Below are 16,951 nucleotides of genomic sequence, written 5' to 3' on the forward strand. Positions count from 1 at the left end.
GACGTTACACCCCGGCGAAAGCCGGGGCCCATGCCAAGAGCACCAACGCGGGGTGGAGCAGCCCGGTAGCTCGTCAGGCTCATAACCTGAAGGTCACAGGTTCAAATCCTGTCCCCGCAACCACCGATACCAACACTCCCGAGGAAGCCCCTCCGGGGGTGTTTGTTTTTGAAGCCTTTCCAACGGCTTGCCGTTCCGTCCACGCCAGGATCTGACCCAGTTCGCCATGAAGCGTCGCGTCGATCTCGCCACGTCCTGGGCCGGGAGTGAGCACGATCTTCTCGATCAACAGCCGCAAAGCCTCAGCCGCTTCCTGGCGCTCGGCAGGGCGATTTAGGGCTTGTGTGAGCTTTGCGACCTTCTTCGCATAGATCGCCGACGCCGTCGGCAGCAGGTCTGGTTTGTCTTCCGGCGCATCCGCCAAGAGTGAGGTCAATTCGGCCTTCCGGGTTTCCAGGCCGGTCATCTTCTCCTTCATCGACGGGTGATACATTCCGTCGGCAATGGCCTCGACAATCTGGGTGATCTGTTTCTCGACTTTCGCCAACTCCACCTGCCAGGCATCGCCATTGGACCGCCGCTCGCGGTTTAGCCGGTTGGTCTCTTCCGCATAGGCGCGCATCGCCTCGGCGGCGATCTCCGGTGCCATCATGCGGTCCCTGAGACCAGAGAGCACACGGCTCTCCAGTTCATCCTGCCGGATGGTTCGGCTGTTGGCGCAGGTTCCCTTGCTGATGTGGTTGGAGCAGGCGAAGCGGCCTGCACCGCGCAGCGAATAGGGACCGCCGCAGCAGCCGCAGAAGACCAGGCCGGACAGAAGAGACCGAGGCCGGCGCTTGCCGTTGAGCTGGTTCTTCTTGTGGTGCTTGCGCACCGCCTCTGTGACATTCGTGTATTTGTCCGCGATCGCGGCCTGCCGCTCACGCACCGCCTGCCAAAGCGCATCATCGACGATGCGCAACTCAGGCACCTCGCGGGTGAGCCATTCGCTCTCAGGGTTGAGGCGCGACACGCGCTTTCCGGTCGATGGATCCTTGATGTAGCGCAGCCGGTTCCAGATCAGGCGACCAATATAGAGCTCGTTGTTGATGAGGCCGGTTCCGCGTTTCACATGGCCCCGGATCGTGGTGTCACCCCATGGTTTGCCGTTTGGACCGGGAATGCCCTCTTCGTTCAGGGTGCGAGCGATCGTACGCGGGCCCACACCAGAGGCAAATTCCCGGAAGATACGCCGGACGATGTTCGCCTCCGCTTCATCGATCTCGCGAGCGCCGCGGATCGGATCGCCGCGTGCGTCGAGCTGTTTGACGACCTTGTAGCCATAGCAAAGTCCGCCGCCCGATTTGCCCTCCTCGACACGGCCACGAATGCCACGATGGGTCTTTGCAGCGAGGTCCTTGAGGAACAGGGCGTTCATCGTGCCCTTGAGCCCGACATGCAACTCGCTGATCTCACCTTCCGACAGGGTGACGATGGGTACGCCGGCGAACTTCAGATGTTTGTAGAAGGTGGCGACATCGGCCTGGTCGCGGCTGACCCGGTCCAGCGCTTCGGCCAGCACCATGTCGAACTTCCCGGCCTGCGCGTCCTGAAGCAGTGACTGGATGCCGGGACGCAGGATCATGCTGGCTCCGGAGATTCCCGCATCCTTGTAGGTCCCGACGATTTTCCACTTCTCCCGCTTCGCCTGTTCCCGGCAAATCCGGAACTGGTCCTCGATCGACGCTTCGCGCTGGTTGTCGGAGGAGTAGCGGGCATAGAGAGCAACGCGGGTCATCGGGGCAGTCCTTTCAAAACTCCGTAGTTCGGGGCAGCATTCATTTCCGTTCAGGCGAAGCAGTCTCGCGCCCGCGCTGCGCCGCCGTCAGCAACTCATCGTATTGCGCGGCTGACATCAGCACGAACTCTCGTCGACCATGGCGCGTGATCTCCACCGGCTCACGGTGGGATTCGTTCAGATACTGTCCGAACTTGCGCTGGAATTCGAGTGAGGTTGCAGTCGGCATGACAGGCTCCATTGGGATGCTTCTGTCAAAGAATACGTGTTACACGTATAAACGCAAGAGAAACTGAATATCAGGGGCGGCGCTGGCGCTGCGCCTTGCGTTCCGCTGCCAGCTTCCGCTCGAATTGCTCGCGCGCAATCTGGCGACCGATCAGGCGTGCGAGAGACCGCAGGGCGGCGTCGGCGCGCGGGGGATCATTCTGGTCCGTTCCCGGACCAGTCGAGGGTGTGACCTCGATAGTGATCCTGTTCTGTTTGACTGCCATCGTCTCCAAAATCCCGCGCCCGGAACGGGGCAGGAATGATGGAAGCGCGGAATGTCATAGCTGGGAAGGTCTCGTGGCCTTTCGTGCGGTGAATAGGATGCCCTGGCGTAGAAAAGGGACAAATTGCTGGGGGCAATCGCGGCCGACAGTATCCTTCATCTTTGGCCGAGTTCGAATCCTGCGTGCTCCGCCGTCGTCATCCCGCGTTCTTGACCGCCTCCATTGGGTCTTCAGGCGCGGGAAACCATGGCTCGATCTGGAGTGCTCGCCGAAGGTCGGTTTGAACGAAATCCGGGGCGCGCCATACATAGGCCGCAGCCATGGACTTGCCCTCAGGCGTCAGTGACTGGAGGTGGCTGATTGCGTTGGGGATCGAGAAATCCTTGCCGGTCTCTTTTTTGAAATTGCTCGGTAGTCCGGTCCAGACCACGACATCAAATCCCTTCTCTGCGGCCCAGGGCGCAATCGTGTCGGGAATGTCTGGCTGGCATGTGCGGCTGCCGTCGCGAAAGTAATATCCCATCCGTCTGATGACTGTGCCTTCCCGGCAGCGCAGGTCGGCGATGGCGTCATCCGGGTTCCTTCGGACGCTGAGTGCATAGGAGGTTTTGCATTCCGAGCCCGTCACGGCGTCAACGACCAGTGTGAGGGCGCCTTTACGGCTTTCGGATATTCGCGAGAATTCGAGTTTCAGGACCGGGCCGTCCGGCAGCCATTCTTCATGATGCTTGTCGAAGTCGGGCCATTTGTCCCAAATGAGTGATCCCCAACCTAGAATCGCGATCTTCGACGCATTCTTCTTTCCGGCCATCCCGTTCCCTTTCGTTAGGAGACCGGTAGTATAGACGGTGTTCGTCTCCAGATCAGCAGCAACGTGTGAGGTGCGCGAAGCCATCGTGCACCAGGGCATCGGTGGATCTGGCTCGTCGCACAAACATCGCCTGCACGGGCTTCAAGCGCGGCGGAAAAGCGCAGACCTTCAACCGCTCGCCGCTCTGTATACCGGGAACTAAATTGTTGGTTGAAGGCAGCTATTCACAAACGTACCATCTATGGGCGAGGTATAATCGTTGCGAAAAACACTTATTGTACATAGCGCTTACGCTTGGCGCAGTCACCGTACCCGCGCCGCGTTGGGCAGGGAACAAGGCACTCAACTGCTCACCGTTGATCAAATGGCTGCGCGTCTCGCCGGCGGTTTCCTGCAACCGGTCGATCAGGAAGATTTCAAGGCAGCCGTATCCGAGACCCTTCAGGAATCACTTGGCGAACTTGATGCCATAAAGGCGTTGCCTGGATTTCAGCGCGCGGCTTGCACCTCTCTGGCGAAGGCATGGTCGGCGGGCCTTAACCTTGACGACGAAGCGCGCAGCGCAACCGAGGAAACGGCCAAGTCGCGTCTTGCGGCATTGGCACTGCTCGAAAACGGAGTGCTCGGCCGTCTGCCGGCGAGTCAGCGCCGCCCCGCCGATCTTGTTGCTGAAGCGATCCCGCACGTGAATGCGGCGAAGTCTATTTTCGGCCAGATAGAGGTTCACGGGCGGACGGAGATGTCGCCGGTTTGGCGCCCGCTATTTGAGGCACTCGCTGCGGAAGCGGAAATCGTCTGGATCGCACAGGCACGACACGTCCCGGATTGGGTAGGTGCCATGGGTGCGAAGGTCGAAAGAAGTGAAGATGCGAACCCTGCAACACGCACGGTTTCCTGCGCAAGCCCGCGGCACGAAATCCTTGAGGCGATGCGGTGGGCGCGCGAACATTTGGCGCGCGGGGCGAAGCCTCATGACATCGCCATCGCTGCGGCCTCACCGGAGGCTTGGGACGATCATATGCTGGCGAGCAGCGAGGCCGCAAACCTGCCTGTGCATTTCGTTCATGGCCGGGCGGCGCTAAGCACGGCCGATGGTCAGCTCGCAGCCGCCCTAGCGGAAATCCTGTTGCGTGGCCTGTCACGCTCACGCGTGATGCGTCTGGTCGCGCTGCTGCGCGTTGGCGCCGTGCGCTTTGGATCATTGCCCGGCAACTGGTGGCGGGCGTTGCCGGAAGACGCGCCCTTGCTCGACGCCGAACGCTGGAAGCAAGTCATCGACGGGCTTGACGCACAGAGCTTTTCCGACGGGATCGACCACAGGCCCCTGCTAACAGAAATCATTGGGGCGATAAGCAAGGGGCTGAATGCAGCCGGCGAGGTCGGCGAGCAATTATTTGAGGCCCGGACGCGCGCGATCTGGCTGAAAGCGTTGACCGAGGGGCCTCCGGCTGCGCTCGACGTGACGCTTGCCGGTTTGCGCGTCGATGATGGTTTGGAGCCTGAGGCCGCCATTGTGTGGGCGCCGGCATCAGCGATCGCGGCTGTTCCGCGTCCGCTGACATGGCTGGTGGGTCTCAGCTCACGCTCGTGGCCACGGCGTGCCGGCGAAGATCCGTTGCTGCCGGATCACGTCATTGAACCGGCGCGGATCGACCCGTTGCCGGTTCACCAAGCGGACAGGCGTGATTTTCATTCCATCCGGGCGATGACGGGAGGCGAGCTGGTGTGTTCTCGCGCACGCCGTGATAGCGGCGGCCGTTTGAACGGCGTTTCGCCATTGTATCCGCGCGACGTTCAGGAGACCTACCTCGCACAGAGCCGCGAGCCTGCACATGCGGCGAGCGCGAGCGATCGTTTGCTGGCGCGCCCGGATGAATTCGAGACACTGCCGCTTGCGCGCGCGACCGTGCGGACATGGATCGACTGGCATAGCGAAGCGATCACTGCTCACGACGGATTGGTTCGCAGAGACCACCCGTTGCTTCTGCGGGCGTTGAACCGCCGCCAATCGGCGTCATCTCTGGTCAAGCTGCTGCGCGATCCGCTTGGCTATCTGTGGACGTATGGATTCGGCTGGACCGAACCAGAGGAAACGGACGAGCCTCTGACACTGGACCCTCTCGCATTCGGCAATTTGCTGCATGAAGTTCTCCAGGAAACGGTCACATTGCTTGAAGGATCGCATAAAGACGGGTTGGCGGGCGCGCCTGCGGAGGCAATCGGGCGGGCGATAAGCGCCGCGACGGACAATGTCGCCGGGCGCTGGGCAGACTCGCTCCCGGTGCCGCCGCCGGTCATTTGGGAGCGCAAATGCGCCGAAGTCGCCGAACTTGCGGGGATTGCGCTCTCGCATCGCGATGAACCGCTCCCGGACCAGCGAAGCTGGGCGGAAATTCCCTTCGGCGGCGATCGCAGGGCCGAAGCCCTGGATGATGAAGTACGTGCGATGTTGCCCTGGGACGCAATGGCGACCGTCAGGATACCGGGCACAGAAATCGAGATCGGCGGTTCGATTGACCGGCTTGATCTTTCAGGCGACCGGCTCAAGGCGCGCGTGACGGACTATAAGTCCGGCAAGCTGCGCGGACGACCGCCTCAGCTCAAGGGCGGTGCGGAGCTGCAACGGTGTCTTTACGCCTATGCCGTCAAGGCGCTGATTGGCGAAGGCCCTGAAGTGGAAGCGAGCTTGCTGTATCCGCGCCGGGATGGCCGGGGATTGCCTCTCGAAAACCCGGAAGACACCTTAGCGAAGCTCACGGGCTTCCTGAGTGAGGCAAACACGTCGTTCAGGGCCGGCAACGCGTTGCCGGGACCCGCCGCCGAAGAGCAGTGGTACGATCTTGCGTTCGCGCTGCCGGGAGGCGCCAGTGAAGCGTATCTGGCGACGATGAAGCCGCTGGTTGCGCAAAGCCTGAGCGCGATCGCGCCGCTGTGGGATGAGGTCTGAGATGACGGAGAGCTCAGCCGCAGCCCCCGGTGCAGATGCTGCAGCGCCCTTGCCGGACGCCGGGGGGCGCCTTGCGGCCCTGACCGAGCATGAGCGCACGCTTCTCGTCGAAGCGGGAGCCGGAAGCGGGAAGACAGCGTTGATGGCAGGCCGGGTTGCGCTTCTGATCGCGGCCGGCGTCGCCCCAAAGGAAATTGTCGCCATCACCTTCACGGAAGCGGCAGCTGCCGAATTGCTTGAACGTATCGAGAAATTCGTCGGCGCTCTTCTTGACGGCGCTATTCCTGCCGAGTTGCAGGACGCGTTGCCTGAAGGACTGACACCGGAGCAGCGGATCGGGCTGCGCGCTGGTGCAGCCGCGCTGGACGAGATTACCTGCACGACGATCCACGGCTTTTGCCAGCAACTCATAAAGCCCTACCCGGTGGAAGCCGGGATCGATCCAGGCGCGGCGATCATCGATCCGGCCGCAGCGGAAATCGCTTATCAGGATTTGATGGAGGCCTGGCTTTCGGCCCGCTTCGGGCGCGACCGCGGCGCCGAGGGTCTGGGAAGAATACCGCCGATTGAAGGCGCGGGCGGTGAAGAGGATTTTTTCACCGAGCTTTTGCTGAAGGCACCGGATGCTACTCTGGATTTGATCAACAAGACCGCCGCCTTCCTCAAACTCCACCGGACGGCGGGCTTGGGCGCTCAGACGGTGGATCGGGCGACATTGGCCGATCTGGCGCAGTCCGTTGACGAGATGGTGACTTGGTACAACGGATGCGGGGTTGCGGAAACGACGACAGGCGACCTCGTTGAAGACCTACAGCGCGTGGCGGCGCTGGCGCGTGAAGCGGCTGCAGAGCCGCTGAGCGGACGCCGTATTGCCGACCTGCTCTTCCATACGGCACCCCAGGCCTGCAAGAAAGACGACACGGCATTCAAGCAATGGGGTCGCAAAGGGAAATGGAAAGATGCGGCGAAGGAGGCTGGCCGGAGCACCGCGCAGGGCGAACAGCTCAGCACGGCCGGTGAGACGCACTACCGGGCGTGTGAGGCGGCGTATGAAAGTTTCTGCGCGGCAATCGGCGCACTCGCCTTCCAGCGCTTCGTCGCGGAATTCGATACCCTGCGCAGCCTGTACGCCGACTATAAACGCAATGCGGCGCTGCTTGATTTTGACGATCTGCTTCACCTCGCACGCGACCTCCTGACGGGCAATGAAGCCGTTCGCCAGGCGCTCGCGGTTCGCTACAGGCGCATCTTGGTTGACGAATTTCAGGACACCGATCCTTTGCAGGCGGAGATACTGTGGCGGCTGGCGGGAGATGGTGATGGCGCCGCGCCGTGGCATGAGCAAGTCATCCGGCCCGGGGCGCTGTTCCTCGTCGGCGATCCCAAACAGGCGATCTATCGCTTTCGCGGCGCCGATGTCGAAACCTATCTGGCCGCCAAGCAGGCGCTGGCCGCGCATGACCCTGACGCGGTGTTGGAGATCACTGCGAACTTTCGCTCCCAGCCAGGCGTCCTGAATTTCGTGAATACGCACTTTTCCTCGCTGCTGGACAGCGCACAGGACCAGCCGGGTTTTGCCGCGCTGGCGCCAGTGAGAACTCAGGGCGATAGGCCGAGCGTTGCCGCCTTCGAGATCGCGATTGACGACCAGCACCGCAACGCCAAGGGCAATCTGGCCGTCGACCTCGTGCGCCGCGAAGAGGCATCGATCGTCGCCGACATCGTGAACGGTCTCATTGGCGCATATCCGGTATGGGACAAGGGGTTGAAGGCGTTCCGCCCGGCAAAAGCGGGAGACATCGCACTGCTGGCACCGACCGGAACGAGCCTGTGGATTTATGAACGGGCGCTGGAAACCCGTGGCATCCCCATCGCAACGCAGGCCGGCAAAGGATTCTTCCGCCGGCAGGAGGTGCAGGATTTGATTGCGGTCGCGCGCGCGATTGCTGATCGCCGCGACACACTGGCGCTCGGGGCACTATTGCGCGGCCCGCTCGTCGGGCTGAGCGAGGAAGCGATCGCCGATGAGCTCGAAACGCTGCAAAGCGCTGGCGATGGGCCGCACAGGCTGCACCTGTGGACGGACCTGACGCGCATAAGCAATCCAATTCTGAAGGAGGCGTTGACCGTTCTGCAAAATCTTGCGCGCAAGGTGCGCCGCGCAACGCCCTACCAGCTCATGGCTGAAGCGGTCGAAGAGTTGCAGGTCCGGCCAATCCTCAAGGCGCGCCATCCGCAGGGCGCCGAACGCGCGCTGGCGAATGTTGAACTCGTACTGGAAATGGCACGTGCCTACGCGGCGCGGGGCATGGCAGATTTTTCCCGCGCGCTCTGGCAGCGGTGGGAGGACGGGGATGCGCAGGCCGAAGGCCGGCCGGATGCCGAAGCGAACGCAGTATCAATCACGACGATGCACTCCGCGAAGGGGCTTGAATGGCCCGTCGTGATCCCGATCAACTCCACAACAAAGCTCTGGTCGGACGCAAGCTTCCTCTACCGTCGCCAAGACGACAGCGTTCATTTCCGGGTCTTCGGCTTTCCGAGCGCCGATTACAATGTGGTGGCGCAGGCCGAACAAGCCGAACTGATACGCGAGCGCGTGCGTCTTTGGTATGTCGCCCTTACCCGGGCGCGCGATCTGATGCTGCTGCCGCGGCAAAGCGAACGGCTCGCCGATGACTGGTTCAGTCTGATTGCGCTCGACCTCGACGCAATAGCGGCCCTCGATCTGAGCGGGCTGACGGCCGTACTGCCGTCGGGCGCAGCGCCGGTCGGCAACAACCAGGACTTGGCAACATGGGAGCGCGAAGCCGCTGTCATCGCAGCGTCGGAGCGCAAGATCGACTGGCATCAGCCCAGCCGCCATGAAGGAACCGAAGCGCCGTCAGAATCCGGCCAAGAGGTTTTCGTGGGCATAGAGTCCTTTGTGGAGTCCATGCCGGCCTCTTCCGGCGAAATTGCGATACAAGGCGGAAGAGAGCGCGGTCTGCTGTTGCACAAGCTCATGGAAGAGATCCTGAGCGGGGAGACATCTGACGATGAACCCGCGCTCATATCCCGGGCCGAGGTCCTGCTAGGACAGCTCGGACTGGAAGATAACGGCGATGCGGCGGCGGGACCATCGATTGCGGAACTTGCGTCGACGGTGAGGCGGACGTTGACTCTTCCCGAGATAGCGGAGTTTCGCCCGCGTCTTGAACCGGAATTCTGGATTTACGCGGGAACGGAAAGTGACAATTTGGCCGCTTTGACGGCAGGCATCGCGGACGCCGTCGCGTTCGACGCGTCCGGCCGTTTGGAACTCGTGATAGACTGGAAAAGCGACGTCAATCCGGGAGACGCCGTCGTTGAGCAATATCGCGATCAGGTCCGTGACTATCTATCGGCAACCGGTGCGACAAAGGGCATGATCGTGTTCATGAGTTCAGGGCGCATTGAGCGTGTGTCTGGCGCGTGAACGTCAGCGGCACTCGGACCTAGGCGCTACAAAGGTACGTTTATTGAGCCGAGTCAGGCGCCTGGAGCGGTTGACGCACCTCAGTTCGTGTCATCCGCCGGATGCTGACACATCTTCCAGCTTCTCGTGTAATAGCGTACAGATTGCTAGTAGCCCGGAAGTCAAAGGGGCGTCACCTGGTTCCAAGCTGCTCGACAGTTGACCAGAATCAAGCACAGGTGCTTTCATCTCAGCGAACAGCTAAGCAGGCGTAGGAGAAAAGCACAATCAACCTATTGAGAAAGTGGAGAAACAGCCATGCCCATTTACAAGAACATAGACGGCGACTCTGGAATACTGAGCTACGAATGCGGCTCAGATTGGATAGAAGTTGAATTTGAAAGCGGTCGCTCCCGTTTCTATCGATACACCTACGCAAGCGCGGGTTCGGCGAATGTTGAGGAAATGAAGCGACTTGCAGAAATGGGAGATGGATTGAATTCTTTTATTATGCATAATGTTCGGACAAGGTACGCTTCAAAACGCTAGTTTTGGCGTATTCTTCCGCTATCTGGGCCGTTTAGCGCAAGATTTTGGTCCAGATAGTTCGCACTCAAAGCGCCTTCACGTCGCCATAGATTTTGCGGAGGTGCTCATCCGACATGTCGAGGATAGGCTCGTACATGAAGGAGTTTAGATGGATGTTTTCCGGTGTCATGAGGACCACTCGATCCATAGTGGGGATTGCGGGGTCACCAGGAAAATCCTTGCGGAAGCGCTTTAGAAGCTCCGTCGTCTGATTTCCGGTTACTTTTTCCGGTAACGTCGGATCATTGATCCGCCTCAGCATGTATTGTTCAGCACGAAGGCGCGTAGCGATCGAGAGAACGATCTTGTTCTCGAAATTTGCGGCATCACCAGCTTGTATGCAGCCGTCGGCTTCCTGATAGACAAGATCGAGCACGGTGTCTCCCGATGGAGCGGCATTTGCCGGGGCCGAGCTGAAAATCCCCTTGTAGATGTTGAAAAGGTCCGTATCCAGAATGGCCGTCGTACCGTCTTTGATATGAAGCAGAGACGTCAGAGTCTTATAGTCCGGATCGTCTTCTCCCTTCGTGAACTCGACGAGATTTCGCATGAAAGGTATTGCGGCAATTCGCTTTTTTGGATCGCATCCGAAATGAACCTTCCAGTCATTGACGAAAATATTCTTGATTCCAACGGCTTTGTTGATCTCGATGCCGTCTTCTCTCCGCGCAACCATGAAGCATGATTTGTAGTTGACGAAGCGACTCTGAATCGTCCTAAAGAAATCGAAATTGTGGGTTAGTATGACTTGTCGAAAATTTTCGTCTTCCGCAATGTCCTTGAGATACTGTATAATCGCATACTTGTTTTTATAATCGAACGAGTCTGCAACGTCATCAACGATAATCAATGTTTTCTGACTGGCCTTCCTACGCGCCTCAATCTCGAAGATAATATTTAGTATGTAGAATGCTCTACGCTCACCAGTGCTCAGGACATCAAGCAGCTCAGCCTTCTCAACATCCTTCCGATCATCTCCTTCCTTGAAGGTAAAGCCAAGTTTCGGGACCTTATCCTCGTTGAGCACTACAGAGACAAGGTTTTTCACTTTTAGCTCGAAAGGGACGAAGAAGCGCTCATTGAAGATCTCGATAACCTCTTGCCATGCTGTCCGTTCATTACGGGCAGCCTCCTCGATCTCTTTCCTCCTATCCGCCGCAGCGCGGATTTCCATCACGAGGCGATCGAAAGCGTCTCGATGCTTCACGAAGTAACTCTTCCAGACCTGTTCTTTAAAATCCGCTACGTTTTCCAAAGCAGGAAGAATATCTTCATGATTTCCTAAAAATGAATTGAACTCTCTGACATTGGCATTCTTGTTAAGAAGTTTTTCCACGGTATCGAATTTTTTACGCAGATCTGCATCTGACGTAATGCCCTCTTTCTCATTCTTGACCAGATCCTCTAGTTGCTTCTTCGACGTAATTTCGATCTTTTCGCCAGCGTTTAAGCTTACGCTGTGCGCGGCATCGAAGAAACCGTTGTCAGCGAGAGCTTTCGCAATGACGCCAGCATTGTAGTAGGTGAACGTCCCACGCTTGAAATATGTGGACTGATCGATCAACTCATTGAAGCGCTTGATGTAATCCTCAAGCGCCTCCCGCACTTGGTCCTGCTGGAGCATCTCGATGACTTTCGGATCGAAGACGAGATCATAGGGGATTTCCGCGAAGGGTGCCTCTAACTGTTCGCCTACTTCCTCGGCGACTCGAGTGATCGCCAGAAGGAACTGTTCAGAGGTTTTTGTGAAGGTCGAGGAAATCTCGGCCGCAAGATCCTTCTTGGAGCCTGATTGCTCCTTTAGCGCTGAGAGAAGCGTCTTCTTTGCGTCTTCGATGCCCTCGTTGAGCTTCTCATGTTCCTTTCGAAGAGCCGCATTTACGAGCAGCGTCGAGGTTTTTTCGCTGTTGCCGAAATCCTCATCATATGGCCGAATGATAAAAACCGATTCCGGATCGAGCTCGGCGTCGTTTTCATCGAGCACTAACCTTTTGGTCGGACGGTCCGGGAACATACGGTCCGACGTATTATTCTTGTCCGCGATGTCTTGAAATGTCTTTGCAAGTGAGGATTTCATGGCGCCGTTCGGGGCATAAAGGGCCACAGCATTGCATTTCTGGAAATCGAAATCGTGTACGAGCTTCCGAATTCCGTAGCAATACTCCAAGTCCAGTTTCAGCGCCTGCATGATTCTTTCCTACACTGTTAGTGGTGAGGTTGTAGCATGTCTGAGGACACCGACAAAAGGATGCCGAACGCGCGCGTGGCGGTGCCAAAGCGTATGTCTATCTGCTTGCGGTGGAGGTCACGGCGGCCGCTCAAAGGCGTCGAAACAAGACGGACGGTGTCGATAAAATTGCTCTTGCCTCCCATGCTTCTCGATCAAACAATGGCAGGCGGCGCTCGAACGAAAATTTGTGAGTTGAAGTTGGCTTAAGTGCATATCCCCCCGCCGCGCTATTCCGTTGTTATGATTCCTTATATCTACGCGTGTTCGGTGATCCTTTTGTCATCATGCCGATACCAGTTCCTCCGCGCTCCCGGCCTGCAATGAGAGCTGCTGTCCACCCAGTTCCTCGAAGAGCTGCTCGCGGCATGTGAATATGACGACCTGAACGTTGCGCGCGGCCATATTCAGTATGTCGAACATTCGGTTCATGCGGTGGTCGTCGGAGAACACGAGCGCATCATCTAGTATGACGGTTGCCGGATGGCCCTGTTCGACCAACATTTCGGCAAAAGCGAGCCGAATCAGAACCGCGATCTGCTCCTGGGTCCCCATACTTAGATGATGGAAGGCTTCCTCGTATCCGGCCTCCCTGGTGACGCCGACAATACGCAGGTCTTCATCAATTGTGATTTCGGCGCCCGGAAAAAGGAGCTGCAAATACGGCCGCACGCGGTTGAGCACGGGAGACAGGTAACGCTCCTTCGCCTCCTGTTCGGCAGCCCGCAGGGTGGTCAGCAACAAGTTTAATACCTGGACTTCTCGGTCGGCGCGGTGGCGCTCGTCCGTCGCGCGTTCCAGCTCACGGGCTTTTTGTTCTATGGCCTCGTCCAAACCGGCGCCTTCGAGGACTTCGATATGAGAGCGCAGACCGGCGATGGCTTCCTTGAGGTTGCCACGTTTTTCACGGCGATCCTTTATCGCCTGTTCGAGACGGCCGATGCGGGCTTCGAGTTGCGGGAGCGTTTCGTCCGTGCGCTGATCCTTGAGACTGGCAACGGCGTCTTCTTGGTCTGACACTGCCTTTTCGGCGGCTTCGACCGCGGCTTGCAGGGCGGTGTCCGCCTGATTTTCTTCGGCAGCCGCCAACTCTGCGCGCCGCTTTTCCAACCGGACGCCGCTGTCGTCATATCGCGTTCTGACGGTTCCGAGTTCAGTCTGAAGTGCGCCCAACGCATCTTCGGGACCGCTGAGGGCTGCCCTGGCCGCGTCCACGGCGCTTCGGGCCTCTTCGGCCTGTTCAAGGGCGGCGCGCAGCGCCGTGTCGGCCTCCTGCTTTGCGGGAAGCGTATCGATTTCAAGATCGGCGAGATCGCGCGTCAGGATGAGTTGCAAACTCTCTATATAACCCGCCAGCGCCTCGGCCCCGGCGTCGTGATCGTCCGTGGCGGGCGCATGCAGCACGGCTTCCTGACGGGCGAGTTCTCCATCCTGCACCAGCCTCTGCCGTCTCCTGTGCTGCTCTTCGGCGTCATCGACGGTCTTAACGCTCCCAGTCTGCAAGGCGGTCTCAAGAGCGGTTCTCGCTTCGCGTTGCTGATCGCGCAGCTTGTCCCGGTCCTTGACCGCCGGTTCGACCGTGATGCGGCCCTGGCCGGGTATCGTAATCGTCGTCGGACCGATTGCCTGAACGGGCGGGTCGTCGATGGCCACCTTGCGGCCATCAACTTCAATTCCCGACAAGGCATCGGCTGCCATATCGAACGTAATGCGCGTGGCGGCGGCGCTTAGGCGGCTGTCGATGGTCTCGAGAGCTTTCGCGGCATCGCGGATTTCCGTCAGGGTTTCGTCTGTGACAAGAATGGCGGCAGCCTCTTGCCGGGCCTTGCGTTGCCGTTCTTCCGCCGCCGCCGCTTTTTCGTGCCGTCCTTCGAGTTCACGAATGCGGCCCTGGCGTTCGACGGCTGCCAATATACGCCGCTGATGGGATACCGCGTCATCTGCCGTGGTAACGCCGGCCTCGGCTTCACGGACCGCGGTCCGCAACTGGTCGAGCCGCGCACGGGCCTCTTTTTCCCGGCCACGTACATCATCTAGCCCCTTGCGGACCGTTTCCACGGCCTCCTCTTCGTCAGCAATAGCCTGTCTTAACGCGGTGCGCGCGACCAGGGCCTGGTTGGCCTGCTCAAGATTGCGCTGTTTCAGAGCAAGATCGCTGTCCGCTGCGGCGATACGCGCTTCCAGTTCCGCTAAATGACCGTGGCGCTTCCGGGCATCCGCCAGTTCCGTCTCATCGGCTTCGTCGCGATTGCCGGTGGACAGGCGCGCCAACGTCTCCTGCGCCTGCTCAAGCTGATCGAGTGTTCTGGACAGCTCTTCGCGGCGGCCCTGCAAATCCGCAAGATCGGATGCCAACGTTTCGGTATTGTCGATCAGTTCCTTGTACGCGCCGCGTGGCTTGCCGCCGCTCGTGACCAGTTCGCCAAGCTGCTTTTCGATGGCCTGCGGAAGCGCCCGGCCGCGACGGCCGCCGAGCACCGTGCCAACCTCGGATTCCAGGGCACTATGCAGATTGGCTCTGGCGCTTTGCGGCAGGTCGAGCGCACCGAACGAGTGGCCCTGTTGAACCCACAGCACATTCCACATGCCAAGCGTTTCCGCTTTGGCGCCAGTTTTTCCCGGCTCATCGAACCCTAGCAAATCGCGCAGAACATCTTCGGCAGCATCGCCTTCCAGCGTTCGCCCATCGGGGCACGACAATCGGGCATAGGGCTTTTTGACGAAGCGTTTCGTTATGCGGTACACGCCGTCATCCAGCTCAAAGGCAAGCTCGACAACCGGCCCGGCCTGGTTGCGATCGTTCTGCAACGCCGTAATCGGCTGAGCCTTCGAGCTGTATTTCTCAAACAGCGCCGCCCGGAGCGCTTCAAGCAGCGTCGATTTACCCATCTCATTGGGACCGACGATGACATTCAGCCCGTCCTCAATGCCATCGAGCCGCACCGGGCTGGTGAATTTCTTGAACTGATTCAGCGCAAGCGACCGCAGTTTCATTGGCGGCCTGCCTGGAGCTTCATGTGCTCGATATAAAGACGCTGCAACGCCTCGGCGGCAATGGCCCGTTCGTCGTCGCTGCCTTCCTCGGATTTGCGTTTCAGCTCTTCCGCCGCCGCACGGACGAAGCCGCCGCGATCGATCTGGTCAAGGTCCTCCGCCGTCGGGCGCGGGAACAGGCGCCGGTCATCAACGCGCATGAAACAGAACGCGGCGGATACGCCATCCACCACTTCGTTCTCGAAATATTGGCGGTCATCAAGCGACACGGCGCCTTCAATCGCCAAACGGATGAGCACGCGATCCAGGTCATCGGCGACCGTCCGCAGAGTTCCAGCGAGGCGGTCTATGTCCTCGCGGCTGTTGATCTGCTCCGATTGCGTGAGCCATTCGTAGTGGCCGGTCGGCAGCGGTGTGACTTCCGGTGCGCGATTATGGGCGTCGATTTCCACCAGCAGCGCTTGGCCACCGCCAGTCACATCGAAGGCGTCGGTCTCCGGCGTACCGCTGTACCAGCAGCGCTCGTTGATCTTTTTTTGCCCATGCCAGTCGCCCATTGCGAGATATGATAGGCCGGCACGGGCCGGGCGGTCTGGCGCAATGAAGTTGGGAACGTCGCGATCCTCCGATCCGAAACCGGTCACCGTGCCGTGGGCAATCCCGACACGGAACAATCCGTCCGGCAGCGCCGCATCGTTCATATAGGCCGTCGGATCATCAAGCCGCCGGCGGTGATAGAGAGGGGCCGGAAGGATCGAGAGCGAATCCTCCTCAAAGGTGACAGGTGCCGGTTTCGTATAGACATGGACGTTCGCGGGAAGCCCCTTGCGCAAGAGCTGATCCCAAAGCCCGTTGGGGCGGTGCGGATCGTGATTGCCGGGCAGCAGGTGCCAATGCGTGTCAGGGAAGCTGCGCATCCGCTCCAGCGGCTGGTTAAGCGAACGCGGCGACAGGGCTTCCAAATCGTAGACATCACCAGCGACCAGGATATGCCGCGCCCCGTGCTTGACGGCCAGTTCGCCGAGGCTGGTAACGGCCCGCAGGCGCGCGCCCTGGAGCAAACCCATCGTCGCGCTGTCAACAAACCGGAAAACCTTCCCGATCTGCCAGTCTGACGTATGGATCAGTCGGAGTGTCATTCGGACTTACCTTTTTTGTATCCTGTTCGCGTCACCGCTCGTCTCCTTTATCGTCGCCAACTGGTGTGACCCTTCTATTCTCACCTTTGCGGGCGACAAGCCGTTCATACGCCTCGGTTGAAAGCACGACTGCCACAGAACGCCCGTGCTTTGTAATAATCACTGGCTCCGCCCGTGCGGTATCCAAGAGCAGGCCGAAACCATTCTTGGCTTCTTTTGCAGACATCGTTTTCATCTGGGTTCCAACCACAGCATTTGATCTATTTTGGCTACTTTGTTCCCCTTGAGCAAGGGTCACGACCCAGCACGGACAATTCATTGCGCCGAATGCATCAATAGTCACCCCGTCCGCATTTCAAAGCTCCATATCTTGATCTGGTTCAGACACCTGGGCTCCGCTCCGCTTTGGCCGGACCGGTCGCTCAGGGGCGCTGCCCCTGGTGCGGCACAAGGGTGCCGTGCTTGCGGGCCAGCCAATCCTGCAATGATCGCCAGATGAGACAGTGCGGGAGCGCGTGCAACGACCCTGTTGGGGAAA

11 protein-coding genes and 1 tRNA gene are annotated in these 16,951 nt (G+C 59.3%); 4 read left to right on the forward strand and 8 right to left on the reverse strand.

What is annotated here, in order from left to right; translation table 11 throughout:
• The first annotated feature begins 46 nt into the window (after positions 1–46).
• Positions 47–123 (forward strand) — tRNA-Met (locus AAFN89_RS15425).
• Here AAFN89_RS15425 and AAFN89_RS15430 read toward each other — a convergent pair.
• From AAFN89_RS15430 to AAFN89_RS15445, 4 genes are all read right to left on the reverse strand, one after another.
• Positions 80–1,777, reverse strand: a complete 1,698-nt coding sequence (locus AAFN89_RS15430) for a recombinase family protein (RefSeq protein ID WP_347540138.1) — start codon at positions 1,775–1,777, stop codon at positions 80–82. The genes AAFN89_RS15425 and AAFN89_RS15430 overlap by 44 nt on opposite strands.
• A 40-nt stretch (positions 1,778–1,817) precedes the next feature.
• Complete coding sequence (locus AAFN89_RS15435; protein ID WP_347540000.1) at positions 1,818–2,006, reverse strand: type II toxin-antitoxin system prevent-host-death family antitoxin; 189 nt, start codon at positions 2,004–2,006, stop codon at positions 1,818–1,820.
• Between the two features lie 70 nt (positions 2,007–2,076).
• Complete coding sequence (locus AAFN89_RS15440; RefSeq protein ID WP_347540001.1) at positions 2,077–2,271, reverse strand: hypothetical protein; 195 nt, start codon at positions 2,269–2,271, stop codon at positions 2,077–2,079.
• A 196-nt stretch (positions 2,272–2,467) separates the two neighbouring features.
• On the reverse strand, positions 2,468–3,082 hold the full coding sequence (locus AAFN89_RS15445) for a hypothetical protein (protein WP_347540002.1): 615 nt from the start codon (positions 3,080–3,082) through the stop codon (positions 2,468–2,470).
• A 364-nt stretch (positions 3,083–3,446) separates the two neighbouring features.
• Here AAFN89_RS15445 and AAFN89_RS15450 point away from each other — a divergent pair, with 364 nt between their 5' ends.
• The 3 genes from AAFN89_RS15450 to AAFN89_RS15460 all read left to right on the forward strand — a co-directional run bounded on the left by AAFN89_RS15450 (position 3,447) and on the right by AAFN89_RS15460 (position 10,014).
• Positions 3,447–6,029, forward strand: coding sequence for a PD-(D/E)XK nuclease family protein (locus tag AAFN89_RS15450; RefSeq protein ID WP_347540004.1), 2,583 nt, complete (start codon positions 3,447–3,449; stop codon positions 6,027–6,029).
• A gap of 1 nt (position 6,030) precedes the next feature.
• The gene (locus AAFN89_RS15455) at positions 6,031–9,486 is read left to right on the forward strand and encodes a UvrD-helicase domain-containing protein (RefSeq protein WP_347540005.1); all 3,456 of its coding nucleotides are present in this window, start codon (positions 6,031–6,033) and stop codon (positions 9,484–9,486) included.
• Between the two features lie 297 nt (positions 9,487–9,783).
• A complete protein-coding gene (locus AAFN89_RS15460) occupies positions 9,784–10,014 on the forward strand; it encodes a hypothetical protein (protein ID WP_347540006.1) in 231 nt (76 codons plus the stop codon).
• A gap of 64 nt (positions 10,015–10,078) precedes the next feature.
• Here the strand turns inward: AAFN89_RS15460 and AAFN89_RS15465 are convergent, their stop codons facing one another.
• The 4 genes from AAFN89_RS15465 to AAFN89_RS15480 all read right to left on the reverse strand — a co-directional run bounded on the left by AAFN89_RS15465 (position 10,079) and on the right by AAFN89_RS15480 (position 16,648).
• Positions 10,079–12,241, reverse strand: coding sequence for a hypothetical protein (locus AAFN89_RS15465; protein WP_347540007.1), 2,163 nt, complete (start codon positions 12,239–12,241; stop codon positions 10,079–10,081).
• A gap of 324 nt (positions 12,242–12,565) precedes the next feature.
• The gene (locus AAFN89_RS15470) at positions 12,566–15,274 is read right to left on the reverse strand and encodes an AAA family ATPase (protein ID WP_347540008.1); all 2,709 of its coding nucleotides are present in this window, start codon (positions 15,272–15,274) and stop codon (positions 12,566–12,568) included.
• Positions 15,271–16,413, reverse strand: coding sequence for a metallophosphoesterase (locus AAFN89_RS15475; protein ID WP_347540010.1), 1,143 nt, complete (start codon positions 16,411–16,413; stop codon positions 15,271–15,273). Before AAFN89_RS15475 ends, AAFN89_RS15470 begins: the two co-directional genes overlap by 4 nt.
• Positions 16,414–16,444: 31 nt before the next feature.
• A complete protein-coding gene (locus tag AAFN89_RS15480; protein WP_347540011.1) occupies positions 16,445–16,648 on the reverse strand; it encodes a type II toxin-antitoxin system Phd/YefM family antitoxin in 204 nt (67 codons plus the stop codon).
• Positions 16,649–16,951: the final 303 nt, after the last annotated feature.

The organism is Inquilinus sp. CAU 1745, assembly GCF_039839375.1.
In the GTDB taxonomy this organism is placed as follows: Bacteria; Pseudomonadota; Alphaproteobacteria; order DSM-16000; family Inquilinaceae; genus JBDOQU01.

Excerpts from the sequence above, each read along its gene's own strand:
- AAFN89_RS15430 (WP_347540138.1), bottom strand. The coding sequence starts at position 1,777 with ATGACCCGCGTTGCTCTCTATGCCCGCTACTCCTCCGACAACCAGCGC.
- AAFN89_RS15435 (WP_347540000.1), bottom strand. The coding sequence starts at position 2,006 with ATGCCGACTGCAACCTCACTCGAATTCCAGCGCAAGTTCGGACAGTAT.
- AAFN89_RS15440 (WP_347540001.1), bottom strand. The coding sequence starts at position 2,271 with ATGGCAGTCAAACAGAACAGGATCACTATCGAGGTCACACCCTCGACT.
- AAFN89_RS15445 (WP_347540002.1), bottom strand. The coding sequence starts at position 3,082 with ATGGCCGGAAAGAAGAATGCGTCGAAGATCGCGATTCTAGGTTGGGGA.
- AAFN89_RS15450 (WP_347540004.1), top strand. The coding sequence starts at position 3,447 with ATGGCTGCGCGTCTCGCCGGCGGTTTCCTGCAACCGGTCGATCAGGAA.
- AAFN89_RS15455 (WP_347540005.1), top strand. The coding sequence starts at position 6,031 with ATGACGGAGAGCTCAGCCGCAGCCCCCGGTGCAGATGCTGCAGCGCCC.
- AAFN89_RS15460 (WP_347540006.1), top strand. The coding sequence starts at position 9,784 with ATGCCCATTTACAAGAACATAGACGGCGACTCTGGAATACTGAGCTAC.
- AAFN89_RS15465 (WP_347540007.1), bottom strand. The coding sequence starts at position 12,241 with ATGCAGGCGCTGAAACTGGACTTGGAGTATTGCTACGGAATTCGGAAG.
- AAFN89_RS15470 (WP_347540008.1), bottom strand. The coding sequence starts at position 15,274 with ATGAAACTGCGGTCGCTTGCGCTGAATCAGTTCAAGAAATTCACCAGC.
- AAFN89_RS15475 (WP_347540010.1), bottom strand. The coding sequence starts at position 16,413 with ATGACACTCCGACTGATCCATACGTCAGACTGGCAGATCGGGAAGGTT.
- AAFN89_RS15480 (WP_347540011.1), bottom strand. The coding sequence starts at position 16,648 with ATGAAAACGATGTCTGCAAAAGAAGCCAAGAATGGTTTCGGCCTGCTC.